Below are 24226 nucleotides of genomic sequence, written 5' to 3' on the forward strand. Positions count from 1 at the left end.
TGGGCCCACCAAAGGGCAGCGGCTTGATACGGTAGGATAATTCCTTGGGTCACATTATGACCCCTGGTATCCATTCTTCGTCGCGCGCGAGACTCTGCGGCACTCATTCTTCGTAAGGATCTATTTTTATGGCGATTGCTACACGCAATAACCTCCGAAATGTTGCAATCGTTGCTCACGTTGACCACGGTAAGACGACACTGGTTGACGCGATGCTCAAGCAGACCGACTCCTTTGCTGACCACTCACACGTTGAAGAGCGCGCGATGGACTCGAACGAGCTCGAGCGGGAAAAGGGCATTACGATTCTCGCCAAGAACACGGCGGTCTCGTACAAGGGCATTCATGCCCATGAGGGCCCGATCACCATCAACGTGATTGACACCCCGGGTCACGCGGACTTCGGTGGCGAGGTCGAGCGCGGTCTGTCCATGGTTGACGGCGTCGTTCTCCTCGTTGACGCCTCGGAGGGCCCGCTGCCGCAGACGCGTTTCGTGCTGCGCAAGGCGCTTGAAGCCAAGCTGCCCGTTATTCTGTTGGTCAACAAGACCGACCGCCCCGACGCTCGCATCGATGAAGTTGTGGCCGAGAGCCAGGACCTCCTCATCGGTCTCGCGAGCGACATGGCTGATGACTTTCCCGACCTTGACCTCGACGCCGTGCTCGACGTTCCCGTCGTTTACGCCTCCGGCCGTAATGGCGCCGCCAGCTGGAACAAGCCCGAAGACGGAACACTGCCCGACAACGAGGACCTCGAGCCCTTGTTCGACGCTATTCTCAAGCATATTCCGGCACCGACCTATGATGACGAGCACCCGCTTCAGGCGCACGTCACCAACCTCGATGCCTCGCCGTTCCTCGGTCGCCTCGCGCTGCTGCGCATCTTCCAGGGCACCATCAAGAAGGGCCAGACCGTGGCCTGGGTGCAGCAGGACGGCACCGTCAGCAACGTGAAGATCACCGAGCTGCTGATCACCAAGGCTCTCGACCGCTACCCGACCGAGAGCGCCGGACCCGGCGACATCGTCGCCGTGGCCGGTATCGATAACATCACCATTGGTGAGACCCTCGCCGACCCCGACGACGTGCGCCCCTTGCCGACCATCACGGTCGATGACCCGGCCATCTCGATGACCATCGGCACCAACACCTCGCCGCTCATGGGCAAGGTCAAGGGCCACAAGCTCACCGCCCGCATGGTCAAGGACCGCCTCGATCGCGAGCTCGTCGGAAACGTCTCGCTCAAGGTCGTCGACATCGGACGACCCGATGCTTGGGAGGTGCAGGGCCGTGGAGAACTGGCCCTCGCCATTTTGGTCGAGCAGATGCGTCGCGAAGGCTTCGAACTCACCGTCGGCAAGCCGCAGGTAGTCGTCAAGCGCGTCGACGGCAAGATTCACGAGCCGTTCGAGCACCTCACCATCGACGCGCCCGAAGAATACCTCGGCGCCATCACGCAGCTGCTCGCCGCCCGCAAGGGTCGCATGGAGAACATGGCCAACCACGGCACCGGCTGGGTGCGCATGGAGTTCATCGTTCCCTCGCGTGGTCTGATCGGCTTCCGCACGCAGTTCCTCACCGACACGCGCGGTACCGGTATCGCCAACGCCATCCTGCACGGCTACGAGCCCTGGGCCGGTACGATCAACACTCGTACGAACGGTTCCATCGTGGCCGACCGCTCCGGTGCGGTCACCCCGTTCGCGATCATCAACCTGCAGGAGCGCATGTCGTTCTTCGTGCAGCCGACCAGCGAGGTCTACGAGGGCATGGTCATCGGCGAGAACTCGCGCGCCGACGACATGGACGTGAACATCACCAAGGAAAAGAAACTGACCAACATGCGTCAGTCCTCCTCCGACACGTTCGAGTCGATGACGCCGCCCAAGCAGCTCTCGCTCGAGCAGTGCCTCGAATTCGCCCGCGAAGACGAGTGCGTCGAGGTCACCCCGGCCGCCGTGCGCATTCGCAAGGTGGAGCTGACGGCAGCGGCTCGCTCGCGCCAGGTTTCGCGCGTCAAGAAGATGGACGCGAACTAGCCCGTAGCAACCCAATGCCCTCTCGGTTCGCCGAGGGGGCATTGTCGTGTGCTCCACTGGTCAACCGGTGAGTGTGAGACCGCAGCGGATGCGCGCTAGGCGAAGAGGGCGGCGCCTACGTAGCTTCCGTCGGGCGTACCTGTAGGAACAACGAACAGGGCGCTGCCGACGTGGCGAATGTACTCGTTGAGGGCGTCGTGCTTGGCGAGGTTGAGTTGCACCGTCGTGAACTGGGTTGGCGACCGCTGAAAGCTGATGAAGAATAGTCCGGCCTCGAGCCGGCCGAGGTCATCGTTTCCGTCGACGAAGTTGTAGCCGCGGCGTAGCAGTTTGGTGCCGTGATTCTGGGACGGATGCGCGAGTCGCATGTGTGCTGCGGCTCCGATGAGCGGCCGGTCTTCCCGTCCGGCCAGCGCGAAGTCGGGCTCGCTGAACTCGGTACCGCCGGAAAGAGGCGCACCGGCCCCCTTGGTGCGGCCGAACACCGCCTCCTGCTCCCGCAGAATCGTGCGGTCCCAGGTCTCAATGGTCATGCGAATACGCCGCGCCACCAGGTAAGAGCCGCCGGCCAGCCAGGCCGGTCCGTCGGCTGCGGACACCCAAACCTGGTCGGTGACGACGTCGGGTTCCTCCGCCTTGATGTTGGCGGTGCCGTCCTTGAACCCGAACAGGTTGCGCGGGGTGGCCTGGGCAGTCGACGTCGACGAGGTGCGCCCGAAACCCAGCTGGGACCAGCGCAGCGCGGCCCGCCCGAACGCGATCCGCGACAGGTTGCGAATGGCGTGCACGGCCACCTGGGGGTCGTTCGAGCAGGCCTGAATGCACAGGTCGCCGTCGCTGCGGCCGGCATCGAGGTCGTCGCCGGGAAAATGCGGAAGCGGCGTCAGATCGGCCGGCCGCCGGCCGACAATGCCGAAGCGATCGACGCCATCCGCTGTTTCAAACAGGGTAGGGCCGAAGCCGAACGTGATTGTGAGACCGGCTGTTGGCAGGCCCTGCGCCTCGCCGGTGTCTTCGGGCGGTGCGTCGTAGGGGCCGCTGACGGCGCCATACTCGCCGATGTCCTGGCCGGCGCTCATCGCGGCGGCGGCGATGGTCCAGTCCTGCAGCAACTCGATCAGTTCGGCCCGCGTCACGCCGGCCGAAACGTCGAACGCGGCGAAGTGCAGACGATCCTGCGCGGGTGTGACGATGCCGGCCTGGTGGCTGCCATAGAAGGGGTACACCGCCGACGCGGATGCCGCCCCCGGCGTCGCAGCCGCTGCCAGCGCGACCCGATCCCCGGTGACTCCCAGCCCGATACCGGCGACGCTGGCTCCGGCGAGGCCGAGCAGCCCACGCCGCGACAGGCCGCGCCCCGGCGTGGCCAGGTCGGTGGACTCGGTGCGCTTGGCGGCCTGCGGGGAACGCGTCACAGCGCGGGTCATAACACGAGGGCGGCGGTGAGCTGGTTCAGCGGCTCGCCGAGCGCATTGACCTGATCGGCGAGAGCGCGAATCTCGGCCGGAGTGAGGTCGGTGTAGAGGGTGAATGCGTCGCCGACCCGCTGGGCGTCGAGCAGGGTCTGCAGCGAGGCGAACTCGCTGTCGAGCGAGGAAGCCAGATCGGGGTCGGCCTCCAGCAGAATGTCGCGCACCCCGGAGTAGAGCACCTTGGCGCCGTCGATGTTGGCCTGGAAATCCCAGAGGTCGGTGTGCGACCAGGCCTCTTCTTCACCGGTGACCTTGCCGGTGGCGACCTCGTCGAGCAGGCCGATGGCACCGTTGGTCTGCTGCGACAGTGTGAAGCTGAGCTCCTGCACGTTCGCGTCGAGAGTCGCGGTGTCGGCGACGAGCTGCTCGGTCAGAGCGGCACGCTTGTCAGCGCTGTACGGCTCGAATCCGGCTTCGGCGTGTTCGGGCCAGAGGTCCTTCTCGATCGCGTGCCAGCCGGTCCAGTCCTGACCCTCCTCAAGGTCCGCTTCGCGCAGGTCCAGCTTCGGATCGAGATCACCGAACGATTCGGCGACCGTCTCGACCCGCTCCCAGTGCATGCGGGTGGAGGCGTAGAGCGCGCGGGCCGCGTCGTCATCGCCGGCCACGTAAGCGATGGCGAAGGCATCCGTTCCGGTGGCTAGCTGGCTGATCTGGTCTTTGACGTACGACGCGTAGTTCTCGTTAGCGGTGTCCACCTGGGCGGCCGTGTCAGTGTTGACCACAGTGCCAGACGCCGACGGCGTGACGGTGAACGCGGCCTTGCCGATTCCATCGCCGGTCATTCCCGGCTTGCACGCAGTGAAATAGCTGCCCTCGGCGAGTTGCACGACGAGGTCGCGGGTGAGTCCGGGACCGATGTTCTCCGCTTCGCCGACGATACGCAGTCCGTCGGCACCGAGCAGGTAGAACTCCGTGACCTGGTCGCCGGTGTTGGTGATGCTGAAGCTGGTGGCACCGGCGGGCGTCTCGGCTGCTGAGACGGTGCATCCGTCTGCGCTGCTCTCGACCGTTAGTGCCACGCTCTCGCCGGCCGGGGTGTTGGCGACACAACCGCTCAGCAGTCCTACACCGAGCAGTCCAACACCGAGCAGGCTCACGCTGCGTAGGCGGGCAGAACGAATGACACGAGGCATGGAGATCCTTTGACTGGGAAACGTGCGAGTTAGTGCGCGGCGAGGGGCGTGCCCGCCGACGCCTGTGATGCGCGTGTAGCGGGGCGGGTGCTCGTGCGACCGTGGCGGCTCTTGGTGATGAAGAGAGTCAGGGTTGGCACGGCGTAGGCCAGCCAAGCGAACATCTCCAGCCAGGTGGTGGCGGGGGAGAAGTTGAGGGTGCCCTTGAGCAGCGTGCCATACCAGCTGTCCGGCGGCACAGCGGCGCTCACATTGAAGGCGAGGGCATGCAGGCCTGGCAGGATGCCGGCTTCCTGCAGGTCGTGTACGCCGTAGGAGAGCACGCCCGCAGCGACGATGATGAGAATCGCGCCGGTGTAGGTGAAGAACTTGGCCAGATTGATCTTGAGCATGCCAGCGTAAATCAGAGCGCCGAGGCCGATCGCCGTCGCGATACCGAGGGCCGCGCCGAGCAGGGGCATGGTCGTCGCTCCCGTGGCCTGCACGGCGGCCCAGAGGAACAGGGCGGTTTCGATTCCCTCACGGCCGACCGCGAGAAAGGCGACGAGCACGAGGCCGAGGCCGCTGCCGACGAGGTACCTGTCGATGTTGCCCTGCAGGTGGCCCTTGAGGTCGCGGGCCGTGCGCAGCATCCAGAACACCATCCAGGTCACCAGGCCGGTCGCGACGATCGACAGCACGCCACCTATGGTCTCCTGCGCGGTGAAGGACAGCCCGTAGGTACCGTAGGTGAGCAGGGCGCCGATGCCAAGGGCGAGGAGTACGGCGAGGCCGACGCCGAGCCAGATGCGCGCCAGCACATCACGTCGGTCGATCTTCACGACGTAGGCGATGAGGATCGTCACGATCAGGGCGGCCTCAAGGCCTTCGCGCAGGCCGATCAGGTAGTTTGCGAGCACAGGAGTTCCTCGTCGGGTTCGGGCATAAGTTTTGGTAAGGCTAACCTTACCTATGCCGACTCTAGCCGCAATGCCACGACGGTGTCTAGTTATGATGTGGTTTGGGCCGAGAGATGACCCAGTACGACAACTGAGCAGAAACGGTGCGTCAGCCCATGGTCATGTCCGGCAGCGGCGAGCGAATCCTGTTTTTGCACGCCCGTCCCGGCGACGAAGCGGCGCTCACCGGCGGTACCATCGCCCGGTTGCGCGCCGACGGGGCGCGGGTCGTCGTGTTGTACACCGGAGACATCGACGAAGCGGATGCCGTGGCAGCCTCCGCGGCGCTGGCCGAACTGGGCGCGCGCAGCTGGCACCACCTACCGTCGGGCACCGCGGCTGAAATCAACCTCGCCATCGGCGCGGCCATCGAGCAATTGGATGCGACCGCCGTTGTCGTCGGTGCCGTGGACGACGAACTGCAAGCCACGGCGACGGCCGCAGCTCACGAGGCCGGCCTGCCCGTCTTCCTGGTCCGCACGGTGCGTCAGGCTCCCGGGCAGCGCCTCGTGGCGATCGATATCGGCGACCACCTCGAGCCCAAGCTGCGGGCGCTCGGGCGTTTTCCCGCGCGCTGGCGCCTGAACGAACGCACCCGCACCCTCGCCGACGGCACCACCGATCTGATCATTGATACCGAAACTTACTTGCGAGCGGATGCCCCGCGCCCAGCCCTCGCGCCGCCGGCGCCCGCGCCCGCTCGCCGCACGCTGATGAATCGGTCGCTGGCCGGTCTCGTGGGGCTGCTGCTGGGCATCCTCTTCGGCGTGCTGGGAACCATCGCGCATCAGGCCACCCTGACCCTGTTTGGCGTGACGTTGCCGATCGGCCTGACGATCGCGCTCGTCGGTATCGGCGCCCTACTGCTCGGTCTGCGTCTCGTGGTGGGGGACCGGTTCGTGGTGGGCCTGGCTGCCGCCGGGCTGCTCCTGACCATTTTCGTGCTGTCCCTGCGTGGCTCAGGGGGGTCGGTGCTTGTGCCGGCCGGCCTGCCCGGAACCCTTTGGACCGTTGTACCGGCGCTTATCGCGGCGTTCGTGCTGGCGTGGCCGAAGCTGCCGCCGCGCGGCCGTTAAGGCGTCACGATCGGGGGGCGTAGAATTAGGAGTCCGCTCTCGAAGGGAATCCCAAGCCTGTGACGTATGTGATCGCTCTTCCCTGCGTTGATGTGAAAGATCGTGCCTGCATCGACGAATGCCCGGTGGACTGCATTTATGAGGGCGAACGCTCCCTCTACATCCACCCGGACGAGTGCGTCGACTGCGGAGCCTGCGAACCGGTTTGCCCGGTCGAGGCCATCTACTATGAAGACGACCTGCCCGAACAGTGGGCCGACTATTACAAGGCCAACGTCGAATTCTTCGACGACCTCGGCTCCCCCGGCGGCGCGGCCAAGGTCGGCGTACTCGCCAAGGACCACCCCGTCATCTCCGCGCTGCCGCCGCAGGTTGCGCACTAAGCAGATTTCGTGCTGAAGCCGCTTCCGGACTACCCCTGGGACCAGATGGTCCCCTTCGCCACGCAGGCTCGGCAGCACCCGGATGGAATCGTCGACCTGTCGATCGGTTCACCGGTCGACGCCACACCCGACGTCGTTCAACAGGCACTGCGCACGTCTTCGGATGCCCACGCCTACCCACAAACCGTCGGAACGCCGGCCCTGCAGCAGGCGATTATCGACTGGTATGCCCGGCGTCGCGGTGTCACCGGCCTGCAACCGAAGAACGTATTGCCTACGATCGGCTCCAAGGAGCTCGTCGCACTCATGCCGTTCATGCTCGGCCTCGGCGAGGGCGACACGATCGTTCACCCGCTGGCCGCGTACCCGACGTACGCGATCGGCGCCGCAATCGCCGGCGCCGTGGCCCTCGCTTGCGAGGATCCGGCCGAATGGCCGGAATCGACCAGGCTGATCTGGCTGAACAGCCCGGGAAACCCGGACGGTCGGGTGCTGAGGGTTGACGAACTGCGGGCGGCCGTCGCCCGCGCGCGCGAACTCGACGCCGTCATCGTCAGCGATGAATGCTATGCCGAACTCGGCTGGGATGCCCCGTGGGATTCCGAACCGATCCCCAGCATTCTCGACCCCCGCGTGATCGAGGGCGACCGGCGCAACATCGTGGCGATCTACTCTCTCAGCAAGCAGTCAAACATGGCCGGCTATCGCGCGGCTTTCGCCGCCGGCTGCGGCGGAGTTCTTGGACGCCTGTTGACCGTACGCAAACACGCGGGGCTCATGCTTCCGGCACCGCTGCAAGCGGCGATGATCGCCGCCCTCGACGACGACGAGCATGTAGCCGTACAGAAGGAGCGCTACCGTGCCCGCCGCGTCCTGCTGCGGCCAGCACTCGAGCAGGCCGGTTTTCGCATCGATCGGAGCGAGGCTGGTCTCTACCTCTGGGCCACGGAGGGACGGCCGGCGTGGGAATCTATCGAACGGCTCGCCGCCCTTGGCCTTCTGGCCGGGCCTGGTCCGTTTTACGGCGATGTCTACCCTGAGCACGTTCGATTCTCGCTCACGGCGACCGACGAACGCATTGCTGCTGCGGCGTCACGCCTGCATCACCGCCCCGAGTAGGGGGTAGTCTCTGTGGACTTCCGCCAACGAACCGCCCGAACTCTTAGCTGATGCAACAGTAGGCGGTCTGGCCGATTAGGCTGTAGTCGCGGCGGAATCGGCCACAGCAGTTTCACACCTGGCCGACTCAGTGACGCGTCGCCACATTTCATCCGGCAGTGATACCCGAGGAGGCTCCGTGACCGACGTCGCGCAGCAGACAACATCCGGCGCACCGATCAGTGCTGACCCCAACAAGGTCACCCTTACTTTCCCCGGTGGCAGTGCAGATTTCCCGATCTTGACCAGTGTGGACGGCGTGTCGAGCATCGACATCTCCACCCTCACCAAGAAGACCGGACTCACAACGCTGGACTACGGTTTCGTGAACACCGCGGCGACGCGGTCCGCGATCACCTACATTGACGGCGATGCCGGCATCCTGCGCTATCGCGGGTATCCCATCGAGCAGATCGCCCAGAACTCAAACTTTCTCGAGACCGCCTGGCTGCTTATTTACGGTGAGCTGCCCAGCGCGAGCGAACTCGCCAACTTTGACGATCGCATCCGTCACCATACGCTGTTGCACGAAGACATGCGCCGGTTCTTTGACTCCCTGCCGCACAAGGCGCACCCGATGAGCGTGCTCGCCTCGGGTGTCTCGGCCCTGTCGACGTTCTACCAGGACTCACTCGACCCGAAGGACCCCGAACAGGTCGAAATTTCGACCATTCGCCTGCTTGCCAAGTTGCCGGTCATGGCCGCTTACGCCCACAAGAAGAGCGTCGGCCAAGCTTTTCTCTATCCCGACAACTCCCTGAGCTTCGTTGACAATTTTCTCAAGCTCAATTTCGGCAACATGGCCGAGCCGTACGAGGTCAATCCGGTCGTCAGCAAGGCGCTCGAACGCCTGCTCATGCTGCACGAAGACCACGAGCAGAACGCGTCCACCTCAACGGTGCGCCTGGTCGGCTCGACCGAGGCAAACCTGTTCGCGTCGGTCTCGTCCGGCATTAATGCTCTATTCGGCCCGTTGCACGGCGGCGCGAATGAAGCCGTGCTGTCGATGCTCGGTGAGATCCAGGCCTCCGGTCAGGGGGTCGAGAAGTATGTCGAACGTGTGAAGAACAAAGAGCAGGGTGTGAAGCTCATGGGCTTCGGCCACCGGGTCTACAAGAACTACGACCCGCGTGCCACCCTGGTCAAGGAGAGCGCCCACGAGGTGCTCGCCGCTCTCGGTGTGCAGGACGACCTGCTCGACATCGCACAGGAACTCGAGCACATCGCGCTCAACGACGATTACTTCAAGGAACGTCGCCTGTACCCCAACGTCGACTTCTACACCGGCGTCATCTATAAGGCGATGGGCTTTCCAACGCGCATGTTTACCGTGCTCTTTGCGATCGGGCGTTTGCCGGGCTGGATCGGGCACTGGCGCGAGATGAACGAGGATCCGGCCACCAAGATCGGCCGCCCCCAGCAGCTGTACGTAGGATCGCCAGCCCGCGACTACCCGGTGCGCTAACACCGCCCCTGCACGACCGTCGGGCGGCCTGCTCACACTGATAATGCCGTCGCAGCGCCCGGTTCCGGTTCAGGCCGTTCCGTCATCGATGGCCTCGTTGTAGCCCCTCCAGAGCGGATGTCCGGCGCGTCACCCAGACCATGCGTTGCGCATGCGTTCTGGGTAGTGGCCGGTGCGAATCAGGACGCGTGACACGGAGGCAACTGGTGTGCCCGACCGGTCTGCCAAAGAACCGTGGTGGTTCCTCGTCGGTGCGGAATAGCCGTGTATTACGGCTTAGGCGATCATTTAGCTGGTTCGCACGCGCCTTGCCGCCGCCGTGCCGGAGGTGCCCCAGGGTCTCCCGGAACGTATTCGCGGGGCGGAATATGCACGGGAATACGCTGGGTGAGGGCATCTAGCCGTGGTGTCCGTAACCGAAAGGTTCGCCATGACTCTGCTCGAGACGACTGCTACCGCAACACTCGCTCCGGCCCCGATTCTGCGATCCTCAGAGACGCTGCCGACTATCATTCAGGGCGGCATGGGCGTCGGTGTCTCGTCGTGGCGGCTCGCCCGTGCTGTGTCAGAGACCGGGCAGCTCGGCGTCGTCAGTGGCACCGCCCTCGATATGGTCATCGCGCGACGTCTGCAGGACGGTGACCAGGGTGGACACGTGCGCCGCGCTCTCGCGCACTTTCCCGTGCCGGCTCTCGCCGACCGGGTACTGCACAAGTACTTTCGGGCCGGCGGTCGCGGCCCGAAAATTCCGTACCTTGCGATCGCCAAGCCCAGCCAGCATCCGCTCGTGAAATCGCTTGAACTTTCTGTCGTCGCCAACTTCGCTGAGGTCTGGCTGGCTAAGGAGGGCCATGACGGCCTCGTCGGAATCAACTTTCTCGAAAAGGTTCAGCTGGCCACACCGAGCGCTGCCTACGGCGCAATGCTGGCCGGTGTCGATTACGTGCTGATGGGCGCTGGAATCCCAGCCGAGATTCCCGCACTGCTTAGCGGGCTGGCCCGGCACGAGACCCGGTCGCTCGACCTGCACGTCGAGAACTCCACCACCCGCTATTGCGTCGAGTTCAACCCCGAAGCACTGACCGGTGGGGGACTGCCGCCATTACACCGACCACGGTTCCTGGCTATCGTCGCCGCTCATGTGCTCGCCGTGTACCTGGCCAGGGAGCAATCGACTCGCCCCGATGGCTTCGTCATTGAAGGCCCACGGGCCGGCGGGCACAACGCACCGCCGCGCGGGCGGGGTTCCCTCGACGACGAAGGCCAGCCGGTCTACGGCCCCAGGGACGACGCCGACCTGGCCAAGGTCGCCGCGGTTGGCCTGCCCTTCTGGGTCGCTGGCGGCTACGGCACCCCCGATCGGGTTCGCGAAGCCCTCGCACTCGGTGCCGCAGGCGTGCAGGTCGGCACACTGTTCGCCTTCGCCGCCGAGTCCGGCCTCGACGAGACCCTGCGAGCACGACTGCTCGACGAAGTCGACGGCCCTGGGCTGCAGATTCGCACCGACCCGCTCGCGTCGTCGACGGGATTCCCCTTCAAAGTCGCGACGCTGCCCGAGACTCTGTCCGATGACAGCCTGTACGACGAGCGACCGCGCCTGTGCGACCTCGGTTACCTCCGGATGCCCTACGAACGCACGCCCGGAGTAATCGGCTATCGGTGCCCGGCCCAACCGATCGCGACTTTTGTGCGTAAGGGCGGTTCCAGCGAAGAGGCTGCTGGCCGCAAATGCCTGTGCAACGCTCTTCTGGCCAACGTGGGTCTAGGCCAGACCCGGCGCGACGGATACCAGGAGGTGCCGTTGGTCACCCTCGGCACCGATTTGGATGGGGTCATGGCCCTGCGTGCGGCGCACCCGGAGGGCTGGTGCGCCGCCGAAGCCGTAGCGTACCTCGAGGCCTGAACCGACAGCCGCTCACCAGCCCTTGGCTTCTATTCGTGGCACGCCGTCTGGGTGCAACGGGGCGGCGCATGCTTGATAAGTCCCATTCCGAGCACGGCCTGAGCCGCATTCAAAACATTCTTTTGGGTTTTCTTTGGTGGATTTGTTGGGTTTAGTGCTTGTAAGCATGATTTTTCCTCGGGAATGTCGGTGGTCGGGTGTTGAGTTGAATCATGAACGACCTGGCGTTGGAGCTCACCCGGACGGCGGCCGCTGTGGCCGCTTTGGGCGATTCCAGTGCTGAGTTCGCCGGTTTGAGCGATGCGGAGGTGCTCGCCGCGCGGGGTCCGATCGCCGCGTTGCTGCGGCTGACGAACACGGCGGCGGCGCGGCTGGCTGGCACGATCGCCGAGCGGTCGCGGCCGCAGCTGGGCCAGTCCGGGCTGTCGGCCCGGCACGGGTTTGGTAATCCCACGCTGATGGTGCAGCACGCCACCGGCCTCAGCCGCGTCGAGGCCGGCCGGCTGCTGACCGTCGGGGTGCTGATGAGCGAGACCGAGACGGCCGAACGCCGGGCGGCCGAGGCGCGGGAGGCGGAGCGCATCGCGCAGGCGGCCGCCGATGCTGCGGCTGCCGCGAACGCTGCGGCTCTCGCTGCGGCCCACGCACAGCGGCAAGCCGCCCACGGGGAGGCCTGGGAAGTAGCCCAGGGGGAGGCTTGGGAGGCCGGCCAGTGGGAGGCGCGGGAGGCCGATCGGGCCGCCGCGTGGGCTGAACTACACCCCGACCGGCCGCTGCCGGAGGCCGCGCCCCGCCCGGTCGGGCCAGTCATCCCACCGGTCCCGCTGGCGCTGCCCATCCTTCCGATCCCTCCCATGCCGCTGGTCCCGCCGATGCCGCTGGTCCCGCTGGTCGAGGTGGTGGTGCCGTGGCAGGCGCCGATCATGCACGCCGTCGCCGACGGCACCTTCTCGCCCGGTGTCGGCGACGCCCTGCTGCGTGGCCTGGGCACCCTGGATCAGGCGATCACCGCCGAGAAACTCGCCGCCGCGCTGCGCGTGCTGCTGGGTGAAGTGCCCGGGATGAACACCGAGCAGGCCTACAAACGGGCCAGGCGCCTGCGTGATGAGCTCGATGCGGAGGGTATCCTCGCGCGGGAGAAGCAGGCTCGTGACGACACCACCTGGTCGCTCTGGCGGCGCGCCGACGGAATGGTCACCCTGCACGCGCTGCTGCCACCGGAGCAGGGCGAACTGTGGATCGCCACCTACGACGCCCTGACCAGCCCGCGCCGCGGCGGGGTTCGGTTCGTCGACCCGGAGCGGGCGGCGTGGGCGCAGAGCGTGAAGGACGACCCCCGCACCGTCGCCCAGATCGCCGCCGACAGCTTCACCCAACTGCTCAAACTCGGCGCCGACGCCGACCCGAACACCCTCTTCGGCGGCCGCCGCCCGGTCGTGCAGGTCATCGTCACCGAACACGACCGCCCCACCACCATCCCCGCCCCGACCACGCCGACCCGCAGTACCGCCGGCGACACCGGAACCGCCGGCACGACTGGAACGACTGGAACGACTGGAACGACTGGAACGACTGGAACGACTGGAACGACCGGAACGACCGGAACGACCGGAACGACTGGAACGACTGGAACGACTGGAACGACCGGAACCACGGGAACCGCCGGAACGACTGGAACCACCGGAACGACCGGAACGACCGGAACGACCGGAACCACGGGAACCGCCGGAACGACTGGAACCACCGGAACCGCCGGAACGACTGGAACCGCCGGAACAACGGGAACCGCCGGAACCGCTGGAACCGCTGGAACCGCCGGAACCGCCGGAACGACTGGAACGACTGGAACGACTGGAACGACGGGAGCGACTGGAGCGACTGGAGCGACCAATGGTGCAAGCCCCGGAGGGGTGTTCGGATATATCGAGGGCAATCCGGCACCCGTCTCGGCTGAGGCTGTCGCCCGGCACCTGTGCGACACCGGCTACCTCGGCATTCTGTTCAACGAAACCGGGCAACCCCTCAACGTCGGACGAGCCGAGCGCCTCTTCAACTCCGATCAACGACAGGCTCTCGCCGTGCGCGACGGCGGATGCCGCTGGCCCGGCTGCGATCAGCCACCCTCGTGGAGTGAAGCGCACCACCTCGAAAACTGGTCTGACCATGGACTTTCCAATATTGACTACGCCATCCTGCTGTGCGCCCTGCACCACCTGCTGCTGCACAACCGTAACTGGAAGATCCTCTACATCGACGGCTGGTATTGGCTGCAACCCGCCGTCGAGATCGATCCCGAGCAAGCGCTGATCGCCCTCCCCAGCAAGAACCCGCTCATGCACCCGCCGCTCACGCTCGACCCGCCGGAGTAGTGTACTGGGCTGCTTGGTCCGCAGGCAGCGGCGCATTGGACGATGGCGGTTTCGACGAGCTCGACCATCGTAATGCGACGCCCAAAGATCGGGGTGCCCACTTCACGACAACCTGACACGTGTCTTTCGAGACGAGAGCACTCGACCTTTCGATGCGAGAGCAGGTTTGCTTCCGAAACGTGAATAGGTTTGCTTCCGAAACGTGAGGAGGGTTGCTTCCGAGAGTGAGCAGGTTTGCTTCCCAAACGAGGGCACTTCTGCTTCTGAAACCAGGGCAACGATTTCTGAATCAGGAGCGCTGCGCCGCCGGCGGAATCCCGGTGGCCGCCGCAGCCGGTGGCTCGGTCGGGCACCCACCGCGTGAGGTGGAGGCGGCCTCATGGTTGATTTAGCAGCCGGGGCCGCGGGGGTTGGTGTTGCAGTCTTCGGCGACGAGTACGGTGGATTCTCGTGCGGCGAGGACGGTGAACGGGGCGGAGGGTACCGTCACGATTCCTACGACGGGTCGCCAGCCTTGGTCGCCGAAGCTGTAGTCGGCTCGGTAGTCGACGGTGAGCGTGACCGTGTAGGTGCCCTTATCGGTGTAGACGTGGCTGGTGGGGGTGGTGGCGAATTCGGCGAGGCTGAGGGACTCCCAGCTGGCGCCGCCGGTTACAGTTGATGCAGCTGCACCGTCGCCGTAGTCCCAGTGGTAGCCGATCGGGGTGAACATGACCTGCGCTGGTTCTCCGAGCAGCAGCCCTTCGCCAATTTGAAGGGATGCTCCCGCCCAGAAATTCGCGGCCAGCCCAATGATCGCCCAGCCGTTTGGCTCCATGCCGGCGGGAGCTGCGTAAGCGGGGAAGTTCTGAAGGTCTGAGACGCGCACTATGGTGTCGGGGGAGCACACCGTGCACGGGTCGGTTGCGGTGCGGTGGCGGGCGAGGGGTAGAAACTGGCCATTACCGCACGGAATCGTCTTAATGCCAGGTCTCGCCGGATCTCCGTGGGCGCAGACCTGCGGTGCTGCCGTGGTGACCTTCCCGCCGCGGCCTCGCCGTGGGTGACTCGAGGTTCCCGTGCCTCTGGAGCCCGAAGTGGTGTCCGCGGTCAGGTCGACACTTCCCCCGTTTGCGACACCGCCCGTCGCTGGTGGGTCAGGGCAGGCATACAGTGCGCCGTCAATGCCAGTGCAGGCGGTGGTTCGCATTCCAGCCACGGCAACATGCGTTGGGGACAGTAGGAGAGCAAGAGCGGCGGTGGTGATCAGCAGAAATTTGAGCCGGACCATGAGTCTGATTTCTCGACGAAGAGTCGGTTGGAGGAAGAATCATGAAGGAGCGACACTTGCAGTGGGTAGCGATTGGGGCGGCCCACGGAGATGGCAGATGCCCCCTCGGCGTCAATCACGTCCGTTTTGGTGACGTCGAGGCAGACATATGCCACCAAGGCGCCCGTCTTTAAATTTGCGCTCTGTAGCTTTAGCGAATCGAATGCGAGATCACCCACGAGACGGAGTCCGTCCGCCGCCATTCGGTTGTATGTTCCGAGCTCAGACTCAAGGGTGGCGCCAACTGTAAATTGGGCGATTCTGGACGGGTCTGCTCCACCTTCATGGGCAATCTGATTCGATAATTGCTGGTAGTCGCTGTACAGGGCCTCCGCCGCAGCCAGGGCCTCCTCGTTCGAGGCGAAGACTGGGGGAGAACCGGTGGGCGCTCCGGTTGCTTCGGCGACGGGTGGTGTTGTAAGGCTAGGGGAGGGGACAGTGGCGGCGGAGCATCCGCTCAGTGCGCCGACGGCGAGCGATAGGAGAGCGGCAGTGAGCACAGCACTGTGCACGGGGCGGCGACGCGGCGGAATTCGCATGCGCACACCATAGACCGAATTACTACAATCCCATTTAACTTACTAACAGGCTGGTGGTGTCGCTCTATTGACGCTAAGCGGGCTCGAGGGTCAACGTGTTGGCCGCCGTCTTGTTGATGGCAGCCGGGGTGAACAACCACTGGCGGGTCTCATGGTCGCGCCAGAGCGGCGCCTGGTCCGTGTAGTTCGTGTGAAAGGCGTGACCGGATGCCCCGGTGAGGTTGATCCAGGTGGAGTCGTCGAAGTTCTCCAGGCTGATCACCTGCCGCATCGACGGCACCCAGTCCACCCGATAACCCTGGGTGGCATCCCAGCCGACCGCGTTGACGACGGCTGAACCCCCCGCCAGCTCATACGGGCCGCGATTGAACAGCCACTCCAGCGGTGCGATCCCCGATTCACCAAAGCTCGCATTCTTCAACTCGAGCGTGTGAATGCTGCCCCACTGCCAGGCGGTCGGATTCGAGCCCATAAGATCGGCGGCCTCCGCCGCGGCATCCGTCAGCACCCGCCGCAGCATGCTCTCCTGACCGACGGTGCCATACGACGGGTTCGACCACCACGGGGAGTCGGGCTCGGCGAGCAGGCTCGTGACCACCGAAAAGGAGCGATCGCCACCGGTGAAGGCCGCTCCATCATCGATCTTGCCGGTGAACATATCGTGCAGCAGTGTGCGCCAGATCACGTTGAAGTAGGCGGCCGCCGCGCTGTCGGCGTCGACCTGATAGTCCCAGCCGTCGAGCAACTTTTGCGCCTCGGCGGCGTCACCGCCGAGGCGTACCTTCTGCAGGGCAGGAACGAGAGCAGCCGCGATGGCACTGTAATTGTCAGCCTGAATCTCGCTCATCAACTGCGCGGTCAACGGGGTTTTTGCGGCGATAAGTTCGTTCAACCTGACCGTGATTTGATTGGCCCGGTAGCCCAGATCCCAGTCGGCGGTCAGCAGATAGGGGTAGCTGGGGTCGGTAGCCGCATTGTTGGCCGTGACGATGTATCCGCTCGGCGGGTTGAACGTGCTCGGCAGGGCGTCAAAGGGAATGTAGCCAGTCCAGCCGTACTGGCTGGTCCAGCCCGGTACCGGCAGGGTACCGTTGCCGCTGGCACGAATGGGGATAAGCCCGGGAGCCTGGTAGCCGATATTCCCGTCGACGTCGGCATAGGTCAGGTTTTGCGCCGGCACGTCGAACAGGGCGGCCGCTGCGCGAAAACTGGTGAAGTCTGTCGCCCGGTTGAGGGCGAAGATAGCGGATGCCGTACGGCCCGGCGTCAGCGCTGTCCACTGTAGAGACAGCTCGTAGGTGGTCGGCGGCGTGCCTGCAACGACTTCCGGGGCTGGAGGAAGATCTGCCGCCTCGGGAAAATCGCTCGCGATCTGCGGGTAGACGGTGCCCTCGAAGCCGCTGAGGAGCGGGCCGTGTTCGGTGGCCCGAATCTCGATTTTCACGTCGTCACCGCCGGCGACGGAGACCTTTTCGTCCCGCAGCAGCAGCGGTTTGGCGACACCGTCGAATTCGTAGCTATCGCCCGTGACCTTCTCGATGTAGAGGTCGGCGACATCGGGGCCGAGGTTGGTGAAGCCCCAGGCGATGCGCTCCGTGTGACCGATGATGATGCCGGGCATACCCGAGAAGCTGTACCCGGCAACGTCGAACGGGCACTCCTCGCTGATCGACTGACAGCGCAGCCCCACCTGGTACCAGACCGAGGGCAGTGCCGGTCCGAGGTGCGGATCATTGGCCAGCAGGGGCAGCCCGGTGTCGGTGAGGGCGCCGGAGACCACCCACGAGTTGGAGCCGATTTCGCCGCCGGCCGGTCCGAGCAGTTCGGGAACCGAGTTGAGCGAAGCGCGCAGCTCAGCGAGGGCCGAGGAGTAGGACTCCACGTCGACAAGGGCGGCGGGCTCATCCGTTGAATCACCGGGACCGGCGGCAGGCGCACCGGCCGACGGCACGGTGACCGTTTGACTGCCGGTGATGGTGGGGTGCTGACCGGCTGGAAAATCGGGGTGCAGCTGGTTCACCTCGGCGGGGGTGAGCGTCGTCGACAGCAGGGCCCGGTCGATCTCATCGTCGAGGTTGGACCGCAGATCCCAGGCCATGGCTTTCAGCCACGCCACGGAGTCGGCCGGTGTCCACGGTTCCACCTCGTAGCCGGGGTTCTGCACACCCAACACGGCATACTCGAGCGACAGGTCGGCGCCCTGATGCGTGTCGAGGTAGGCGTTCACCCCGTCAGCGTAGGCCTGGTAATAGCCGAGAGTCACCGGGTCGAGCAGGGCGACCTCCTGCTCGGCGACGGTCCGCCAGCCGAGCGTGCGCACAAAGGTGTCGGTACCGACCTGGCTTGCCCCGAACAGCTCCGACAATCGGCCGCTCGTGACGTGCCGCCGAAAGTCCATTTCCCAGAACCGGTCCTGGGCATGCACATAACCCTCGGCGATGAACAGGTCGGCCGCGGTCTTCGCCGTGATCTGCGGAATGCCGGCCGTGTCGCGCGTGACCGTGACCCGATCGGTCAAACCCGCAATGTCGACGGTGCCCGCAAGCGTTGGAAATGACCGCGTGACCGTATAGACGCCGAGCCCCGCACTGACCAGCACGAGACCGACCACGACCACGAACGCAATCAGCAACCGCCGAACCCGTCGGTGCCCCTTGCTGCGCGGTGCGTCGGTGCCCACATCACTCCCTCGTGAATTGCGCGATCTCCACCAAAGCGGATGCCGCTAACCGGATGCTAGCGGAACCCACCGACATCCGTTGCGCGGGTGTTAGGCGTGCAGCGCAGCGTTGAGCGTAATGCCGCTGCCGCTGCGGGTGAGCACCTCGACGGCGCCCGAGAGGGAATTGCGGCGAAACAGCAGGTTCGGCACGCCGGAGAGCTCGACCGCCTTCACCGTCGCGAAAGTGCCGTCGGTGAGCCGTGGTTCGCCGGCCAGAACGACCTTGGTACCTGCCGTCACGTAGAGCCCGGCTTCGACGACGCTGTCGTCACCGATCGCGATGCCAACACCCGAGTTGGCGCCGAGAAGCGCGCGGGCGCCGATCGAAATGCGCTGGGTGCCTCCACCGGAGAGGGTACCCATGATGGATGCCCCGCCACCGATATCCGCGCCGTCACCGACCACGACACCCTGGGAGATACGGCCCTCGACCATGGAGGAGCCGAGGGTTCCGGCGTTGAAATTGACGAACCCCTCGTGCATCACGGTGGTACCGGGGGCGAGGTGGGCACCGAGCCGCACGCGGGAGCCATCCGCTATTCTCACGCCGGCCGGCACGACGTAGTCGAGCAGCGGCGGAAACTTGTCGACGCCGCTCGCCTGGATGCCGGCGCGCTGCAGGGACGGCCGCAGGCGGGCGAAGTCGGCCGGCAGCATCGGGCCGGCATTGGTCCAGACCACGGTGGGCAGAAAAGCGAAGATACCGTCGAGATTGATGCTGTTCGGCAGAACGAGAAGGTGAGAGAGCAAGTGCAGCCGCAGGTAGGCATCCGAGGTGCTGGCCGGTGCTGCGGCGAGGGTGATCTCGACCGTGACCGCTTCGAGGCGCACGGCGCGGCGGGCATCGTCGCCGGCCGCTTCGCTCAACTCCGCCGGAACAATCCAGCGATCGCGCCCGGTCGGCAGCGCGCCAAGCGCCGGGGACGGGAACCACGTGTCGAGCACGGTGCCGTCGGTGGCTATGGTCGCGAGACCGTACCCCCAGGCCTGGGCTGACGAGGTGGGCAGGGCGTTTTCGGAAACCACGGAGAGCATACCTCTAGATTAGTAGGGTGAATCCTTCGACTCCGGCCCCCAGCGCTCCCTCGCCACTCAGCGTGCTTGACCTCACGGCAACGTCCATCGAACTGACCAGGCAAATCTGCGACATGGAGTCGGTTTCGGGCGATGAGACCGCCTTGGCCGACGCGATCGTCGCCGCCCTTCAAAGTTTCGACCACCTCGAGATCATTCGCGACGGTGACACCGTCGTTGCCCGTACCAACCTCAATCGTGCCCAGCGGGTCGTCATCGCCGGCCATATCGACACCGTGCCGCTCAATGACAACCTGCCGACCCGTTACGAGACGATCGACGGCACCGAGTATCTCTGGGGCCGCGGCACCGTCGACATGAAGGCGGGGGTGGCCGTGCAGCTCAAGCTCGCCGCCGAGCTGAGCGATCCGGGAGTCGACGTGACCTGGATGTGGTACGACCACGAAGAGGTCTCCGACGACCTCAACGGTCTCGGCCGCCTCGCCCGCAATCGTCCCGACCTCTTCAAGGGCGACTTCGCCATTCTCGGCGAGCCAACCAGAAGCCAGATCGAGGGCGGCTGCAACGGCAACTTGCGCGTGGAGATTCGCACGTTCGGCCTGCGCTCGCACTCGGCCCGAAGCTGGGTCGGCGAGAACGCCATCCATAAGGCTGCGCCGATCCTGAATATCCTGGCCACATACCAGGCTCGCGAGGTTGAGGTCGAGGGCCTGGTCTACCGCGAAGGCCTCAACGCGGTCGGAATCACCGGCGGCGTCGCCGGCAACATCATCCCCGACGAGTGCATGGTGCACGTCAACTACCGCTTCGCCCCGAGCCGCAGCGGCGACGAGGCGGTCGCCCACCTGCGCGAGCTGTTCGCCGGCTACGACCTCACCGTGGTGGACCGGGCCGAGGGCGCCCGGCCGGGACTCGACGCCCCGCTCGCCCGCGAATTCCTCAACGCCGTCGGCGGTGTCGCTACCCCCAAGTACGGCTGGACCGACGTCGCACGCTTCTCCGCCCTCGGAGTTCCGGCCGTCAACTACGGCCCCGGCGATCCGCTCAAGGCACACGCCGACGACGAACGTGTGGCCGTGGCCGAGATCACGGCGTGTGAGAACGGCCTGCGCGCCTGGCTGAGCGCATCCGTTCGTTAACCCCACACCCACAACGGATGTCCCGCTCCCGCCCGTCGCACCGGCTGCCGGCCGCTTGGCGCGCCCGCTACCGGCTGACCCCGTGGTGGGGCAAGGTATTTGTGGTTTGGGCCCTGTCGCGCCTGGTCACGACGAGTCTCGTGCTCGTGCTGGCGAGCGTGCAGGGCCCAAACGCCTGGACCGGCGCACGCCCGAGATACGCCGATTTCGCCACCATGTGGGATGGCCGCTGGTACAACATTGTCGCGATGGGCGGCTATCCGAACGTGCTGCCGGTCACCGACACCGGGCAGATCGGCGAGAGCGCTTGGGCCTTCATGCCCGGATACCCGGTGCTGGCCCGGCTGCTGATGGAACTGAGCAACCTGCCGTGGGCACCGGTCGCGGTGTTCGTGTCGCTCGCGTTCAGCCTCGGCACCGCCTTGCTGTTCTACCGCCTGATGACGCGAGTGCAGTCACCGGCGACGGCGTTGTTCTCGGTCGTGTTGTTCTGCGTTGCCCCGCTGTCGCCGATTCTGCAGTTTGCCTACGCAGAATCGATGTACCTGTTCTTTCTGACCCTCGCGCTGTACCTGCTTCTCGAACGCCGATACTGGCTGCTGTTCCCGGTCATCGCGGTGATGGCGCTGACCCGGCCGAGCGGCCTCGCCTTCGCCCTGGCACTCGGCCTGCACGTGATATTCCGCTTCGTCACGCGTTCCCGCGACCCGTTTTTTCTTCGAGAGCGGATGCTGGCGGCATCCGTTGCCCTGTTCAGCGCGTTAATGGGTCTGGCCTGGCCGATCACGGCCGGGGTGGTCACCGGCGACCTGATGGCGTACACCGACACCGAGCTGGCCTGGCGGGCGCCGTACATCGGCTATCAGGAGCTCGTTCCGTTTACCGCCTGGTTTCAGGGGGGTGTCTTCTGGCTCGGGAGCGTCTGGGGCATCGTGGTGGTTACCGCTCTTATTCTGAGCTTCGTTGTGCTGCTGTTCACGCCGGCCGTACGCAGGCTCGGCGTGGACCTGCGCCTGTGGGTGGCCAGTTACGGCCTCTACCTGCTCGCGGTCTTCTTTCCACAATCGAGCACGTTTCGGCTGCTCATGCCCATGTTTCCCCTGCTCGGCGCTGCCGCGCTACCGCGCAGCCGGCTCTACCGGGTATCGATCGTTCTGCTCTTCGTGGCCGGTCAGTGGGGCTGGCTGCTGATCTGTTGGGGAGTGGACGGGTATGACTGGACGCCACCGTAACGGGCGGCTCCCGACCCAAACCTGACGCGAATTTACGTCTAGGGCCGAGATAGTCGATAATGGTTATACAAAGACGAATGGAAGGGGAGTTCATGGCGGCCATGAAGCCACGGACCGGAGACGGTCCAATGGAGGCTGTAAAAGAGGGGCGCCTGATCATCGTGCGTGTACCGCTCGAAGGTGGGGGTCGGCTCGTTGTCTCAGTGAACGACGCCGAGGCCAAGGAACTTCACGACGCACTCGCCGGGGTTGTCGCCGCGGCGAAATAGCCTCGCGTTCCTAAAAGCAACACAAAAGAACGGCTGCCACGGCAGCCGTTCTTTTGTGTCTGCGTTCTATCGTCTGCGTGCGGTTAGGCGCGCAGCTTGGTGATTTGCAGTAGTCCGTCGCCGACGGGGGAGAGCGCGCTGATCACGGCGCTCGACGCCGCGATTTCGGTGAGCAGCGTGCGAAACCCGGTCGCGACATCGTCGCGTTGGGCCGGGTCGGCAACCCGGCCACGCCAGAGGGCGTGCGCGACCAGCACGGTTCCCCCCGGGCGAGCCAGGCGCAGCCCGTGTTCGACGTATTCGATGACCGACTGCGGATCGGCGTCGATGAACACGATGTCGTAGGAATTCTCGTTCATGCGTGGCAGCACTTCGCTGGCCTTGCCCGTGATCAAACGCACCCGGTTGGCCGGAATCTTCGCCTCGGTGAAATTCGCCTTCGCGTGCTGCAGATGATCGACCTCGGTATCAATCGAGGTGAGGGTGGCGCCCGGCGCCCCGGTCAGCAGCCAGATGCCGGAGACTCCGGCACCCGTGCCGACTTCGAGGATGCTGCGAGCCCCGGTGGCGGCCGCCAGAACAGCCGATTGCGCCCCGACTGCGGGAGCGATCGCGTCGATCCCCAGCTCGAGGGATTGCTGGCGCGCTCGGGCGATGGCTTCGGACTCCACGACACAGTCGTCGGAGAATTTCCAGTTCAGTTCAATGTCAGACACAAGTAACTCCAGTAGATGATTAGGTCAAGACTAGGGCCGGGGCGTGTGTGGTCTGTGGATGCCTCGCCGGACAGTTACTCTAAGGACATGTTTGGGCTGACGTTCGAGAAGATTCTTCTGATCGGGATCATCGCTGTCTTCTTGCTCGGCCCCGACAAGCTACCGCACTACGCCGCTCAGCTCGCTCGCCTCGTGCGCCAGTTGCGCGACATGGCCAACGGTGCTAAAGATCGCATGCGCGACGAAATGGGCCCGGAATTCGACGATCTGGACTGGAAAAAACTGGACCCGCGCCAGTATGACCCGCGCCGGATCATTCGGGAAGCCCTCGCCGACGAAGACCCGGTCAAGGAGCAGTCAGCGATGATTTCTCGCGCCGAGCCCAACCCCGACGGCGCCTACCTGAAACGCAAGCGTGCCAGGGAAGCGGCCCTGGCCGCGCTCGAGCCGGCCCCATTCGATTCTGAGGCCACCTAAAGCCCCTTCGTAAAGGAGATCCGATGTCGAAAAGCCCCCCAACGGTTGTGCGCGTCAAGAAGAAGGTTTACGAAGCCGAACTGGCCCGCCTGCAAGCCGAACTGGTCACGATGCAGCAGTGGGTGAAGGCATCCGGTGCCCGCGTCGTGGTGATCTTCGAGGGTCGCGATGCTGCCGGCAAGGGCTCGGCGATTAAACGCATCACCGAATACCTCAACCCCCGGGTTGCCCGCATCGTGGCTCTGCCGATGCCGACCGAACGCCAGCGCGGTCAATGGTATTTTCAGCGCTACATCGAGCACCTGCCGTCGACCGGGGAGATCCTGCTAATGGACCGCTCCTGGTACAACCGTGCTGGTGTCGAACGGGTCATGGGCTACTGCACCAGTGATGAATATCGTCGTTTTCTGCACCAGGCCCCGCTGTTCGAGCGGATGCTCGTCGAAGACGGCATTCTGCTAGTCAAATACTGGTTCTCGGTCTCGGACCTGGAGCAGGAACGACGTTTTCGGTCGCGACTGAACGACCCGATGCGGCGCTGGAAGCTCTCTGAAACCGACGTGCTGTCGATCACCAAATGGGTCGACTATTCCAAGGCCAAAGATGAGATGTTCGTGCACACCGACATCGCCGAAGCCCCCTGGTGGGTCGTCGAGAGCGAAGACAAGCGGGCCAGCCGGCTGAACGTGATCAACCATCTGCTCTCGCTCGTGCCCTACGAGAAGATCGACCCGCCCAAGGTGCACATTCCGCCGCGTCCGCCGGCGTCAGACTATGAGCGACCTCCGCGCGAGGAGAACCACCAGGTTCCCGACCACGCGGCGACACTGGCCAAGCCGACGGAGTAGG

Annotated in this window: 19 protein-coding genes; 12 read left to right on the plus strand and 7 right to left on the minus strand. The window is 65.0% G+C overall.

Going from position 1 to position 24226, the window contains the following annotated elements; genetic code table 11:
- Window positions 1-128 precede the first annotated feature (128 nt).
- Entirely contained in the window at window positions 129-2039 is a 1911-nt protein-coding gene (gene typA, locus QMK31_RS13795) for a translational GTPase TypA (RefSeq protein ID WP_283501515.1), read from the plus strand.
- Window positions 2040-2134: 95 nt separating this feature from the next.
- On the opposite strand, the gene efeB is transcribed toward typA, so the two are convergent.
- The 3 genes from efeB to efeU are packed head-to-tail and all read right to left on the minus strand — an operon-like array spanning window position 2135 to window position 5546.
- Window positions 2135-3454, minus strand: coding sequence for an iron uptake transporter deferrochelatase/peroxidase subunit (gene efeB / locus QMK31_RS13800; protein WP_502853213.1), 1320 nt, complete (start codon window positions 3452-3454; stop codon window positions 2135-2137).
- A gap of 8 nt (window positions 3455-3462) precedes the next feature.
- Complete coding sequence (efeO, locus tag QMK31_RS13805) at window positions 3463-4647, minus strand: iron uptake system protein EfeO (protein WP_283501516.1); 1185 nt, start codon at window positions 4645-4647, stop codon at window positions 3463-3465.
- A gap of 29 nt (window positions 4648-4676) precedes the next feature.
- A complete protein-coding gene (gene efeU, locus QMK31_RS13810; RefSeq protein WP_283501517.1) occupies window positions 4677-5546 on the minus strand; it encodes an iron uptake transporter permease EfeU in 870 nt (289 codons plus the stop codon).
- A gap of 143 nt (window positions 5547-5689) precedes the next feature.
- On the opposite strand from efeU, the gene QMK31_RS13815 reads away from it, so the two are divergent.
- From QMK31_RS13815 to QMK31_RS13840, 6 genes are all read left to right on the plus strand, one after another.
- On the plus strand, window positions 5690-6661 hold the full coding sequence (locus QMK31_RS13815; RefSeq protein WP_283501518.1) for a hypothetical protein: 972 nt from the start codon (window positions 5690-5692) through the stop codon (window positions 6659-6661).
- Window positions 6662-6720: 59 nt separating this feature from the next.
- Entirely contained in the window at window positions 6721-7044 is a 324-nt protein-coding gene (gene fdxA / locus QMK31_RS13820; protein ID WP_283501519.1) for a ferredoxin, read from the plus strand.
- A 9-nt stretch (window positions 7045-7053) separates the two neighbouring features.
- Window positions 7054-8163, plus strand: a complete 1110-nt coding sequence (dapC, locus tag QMK31_RS13825) for a succinyldiaminopimelate transaminase (protein ID WP_283501520.1) — start codon at window positions 7054-7056, stop codon at window positions 8161-8163.
- Between the two features lie 178 nt (window positions 8164-8341).
- Complete coding sequence (locus QMK31_RS13830; RefSeq protein ID WP_502853217.1) at window positions 8342-9667, plus strand: citrate synthase; 1326 nt, start codon at window positions 8342-8344, stop codon at window positions 9665-9667.
- A 430-nt stretch (window positions 9668-10097) separates the two neighbouring features.
- A complete protein-coding gene (locus QMK31_RS13835; RefSeq protein ID WP_283501521.1) occupies window positions 10098-11570 on the plus strand; it encodes a nitronate monooxygenase in 1473 nt (490 codons plus the stop codon).
- 212 nt (window positions 11571-11782) lie between these two features.
- A complete protein-coding gene (locus QMK31_RS13840; protein WP_283501522.1) occupies window positions 11783-13939 on the plus strand; it encodes an HNH endonuclease signature motif containing protein in 2157 nt (718 codons plus the stop codon).
- A 388-nt stretch (window positions 13940-14327) separates the two neighbouring features.
- Here the strand turns inward: QMK31_RS13840 and QMK31_RS13845 are convergent, their stop codons facing one another.
- The 3 genes from QMK31_RS13845 to dapD form a co-directional block, all read right to left on the minus strand.
- Complete coding sequence (locus tag QMK31_RS13845; protein ID WP_283501523.1) at window positions 14328-14828, minus strand: PKD domain-containing protein; 501 nt, start codon at window positions 14826-14828, stop codon at window positions 14328-14330.
- Window positions 14829-15860: 1032 nt separating this feature from the next.
- Complete coding sequence (locus QMK31_RS13850; protein WP_283501524.1) at window positions 15861-18467, minus strand: penicillin acylase family protein; 2607 nt, start codon at window positions 18465-18467, stop codon at window positions 15861-15863.
- Window positions 18468-18557: 90 nt separating this feature from the next.
- A complete protein-coding gene (gene dapD, locus QMK31_RS13855) occupies window positions 18558-19544 on the minus strand; it encodes a 2,3,4,5-tetrahydropyridine-2,6-dicarboxylate N-succinyltransferase (protein WP_283501525.1) in 987 nt (328 codons plus the stop codon).
- Between the two features lie 17 nt (window positions 19545-19561).
- On the opposite strand from dapD, the gene dapE reads away from it, so the two are divergent.
- From dapE to QMK31_RS13870, 3 genes are all read left to right on the plus strand, one after another.
- Window positions 19562-20683 (plus strand): succinyl-diaminopimelate desuccinylase, encoded by a 1122-nt coding sequence (gene dapE / locus QMK31_RS13860; RefSeq protein ID WP_283501526.1) that lies wholly within the window; start codon window positions 19562-19564, stop codon window positions 20681-20683.
- Between the two features lie 17 nt (window positions 20684-20700).
- Complete coding sequence (locus QMK31_RS13865) at window positions 20701-21915, plus strand: putative hexosyltransferase (RefSeq protein ID WP_283501527.1); 1215 nt, start codon at window positions 20701-20703, stop codon at window positions 21913-21915.
- Between the two features lie 92 nt (window positions 21916-22007).
- On the plus strand, window positions 22008-22184 hold the full coding sequence (locus QMK31_RS13870) for a DUF3117 domain-containing protein (RefSeq protein ID WP_092108645.1): 177 nt from the start codon (window positions 22008-22010) through the stop codon (window positions 22182-22184).
- Window positions 22185-22267: 83 nt separating this feature from the next.
- On the opposite strand, the gene QMK31_RS13875 is transcribed toward QMK31_RS13870, so the two are convergent.
- The gene (locus QMK31_RS13875) at window positions 22268-22900 is read right to left on the minus strand and encodes an O-methyltransferase (protein ID WP_283501528.1); all 633 of its coding nucleotides are present in this window, start codon (window positions 22898-22900) and stop codon (window positions 22268-22270) included.
- 87 nt (window positions 22901-22987) lie between these two features.
- On the opposite strand from QMK31_RS13875, the gene QMK31_RS13880 reads away from it, so the two are divergent.
- The gene (locus tag QMK31_RS13880; RefSeq protein WP_283501529.1) at window positions 22988-23377 is read left to right on the plus strand and encodes a sec-independent translocase; all 390 of its coding nucleotides are present in this window, start codon (window positions 22988-22990) and stop codon (window positions 23375-23377) included.
- Between the two features lie 23 nt (window positions 23378-23400).
- The gene (gene ppk2, locus QMK31_RS13885; RefSeq protein WP_283501530.1) at window positions 23401-24225 is read left to right on the plus strand and encodes a polyphosphate kinase 2; all 825 of its coding nucleotides are present in this window, start codon (window positions 23401-23403) and stop codon (window positions 24223-24225) included.
- Window position 24226: the final 1 nt, after the last annotated feature.

Source organism: Cryobacterium sp. PH31-O1, assembly GCF_030063455.1.
GTDB lineage: Bacteria > Actinomycetota > Actinomycetes > Actinomycetales > Microbacteriaceae > Cryobacterium.

Coding starts and splice junctions, on each gene's coding strand:
- QMK31_RS13840 (WP_283501522.1), top strand. CDS start 11,783: ATGAACGACCTGGCGTTGGAGCTCACCCGGACGGCGGCCGCTGTGGCC.
- efeO (WP_283501516.1), bottom strand. CDS start 4,647: ATGCCTCGTGTCATTCGTTCTGCCCGCCTACGCAGCGTGAGCCTGCTC.
- dapD (WP_283501525.1), bottom strand. CDS start 19,544: ATGCTCTCCGTGGTTTCCGAAAACGCCCTGCCCACCTCGTCAGCCCAG.
- typA (WP_283501515.1), top strand. CDS start 129: ATGGCGATTGCTACACGCAATAACCTCCGAAATGTTGCAATCGTTGCT.
- QMK31_RS13880 (WP_283501529.1), top strand. CDS start 22,988: ATGTTTGGGCTGACGTTCGAGAAGATTCTTCTGATCGGGATCATCGCT.
- QMK31_RS13865 (WP_283501527.1), top strand. CDS start 20,701: ATGTCCCGCTCCCGCCCGTCGCACCGGCTGCCGGCCGCTTGGCGCGCC.
- QMK31_RS13835 (WP_283501521.1), top strand. CDS start 10,098: ATGACTCTGCTCGAGACGACTGCTACCGCAACACTCGCTCCGGCCCCG.
- ppk2 (WP_283501530.1), top strand. CDS start 23,401: ATGTCGAAAAGCCCCCCAACGGTTGTGCGCGTCAAGAAGAAGGTTTAC.
- QMK31_RS13870 (WP_092108645.1), top strand. CDS start 22,008: ATGGCGGCCATGAAGCCACGGACCGGAGACGGTCCAATGGAGGCTGTA.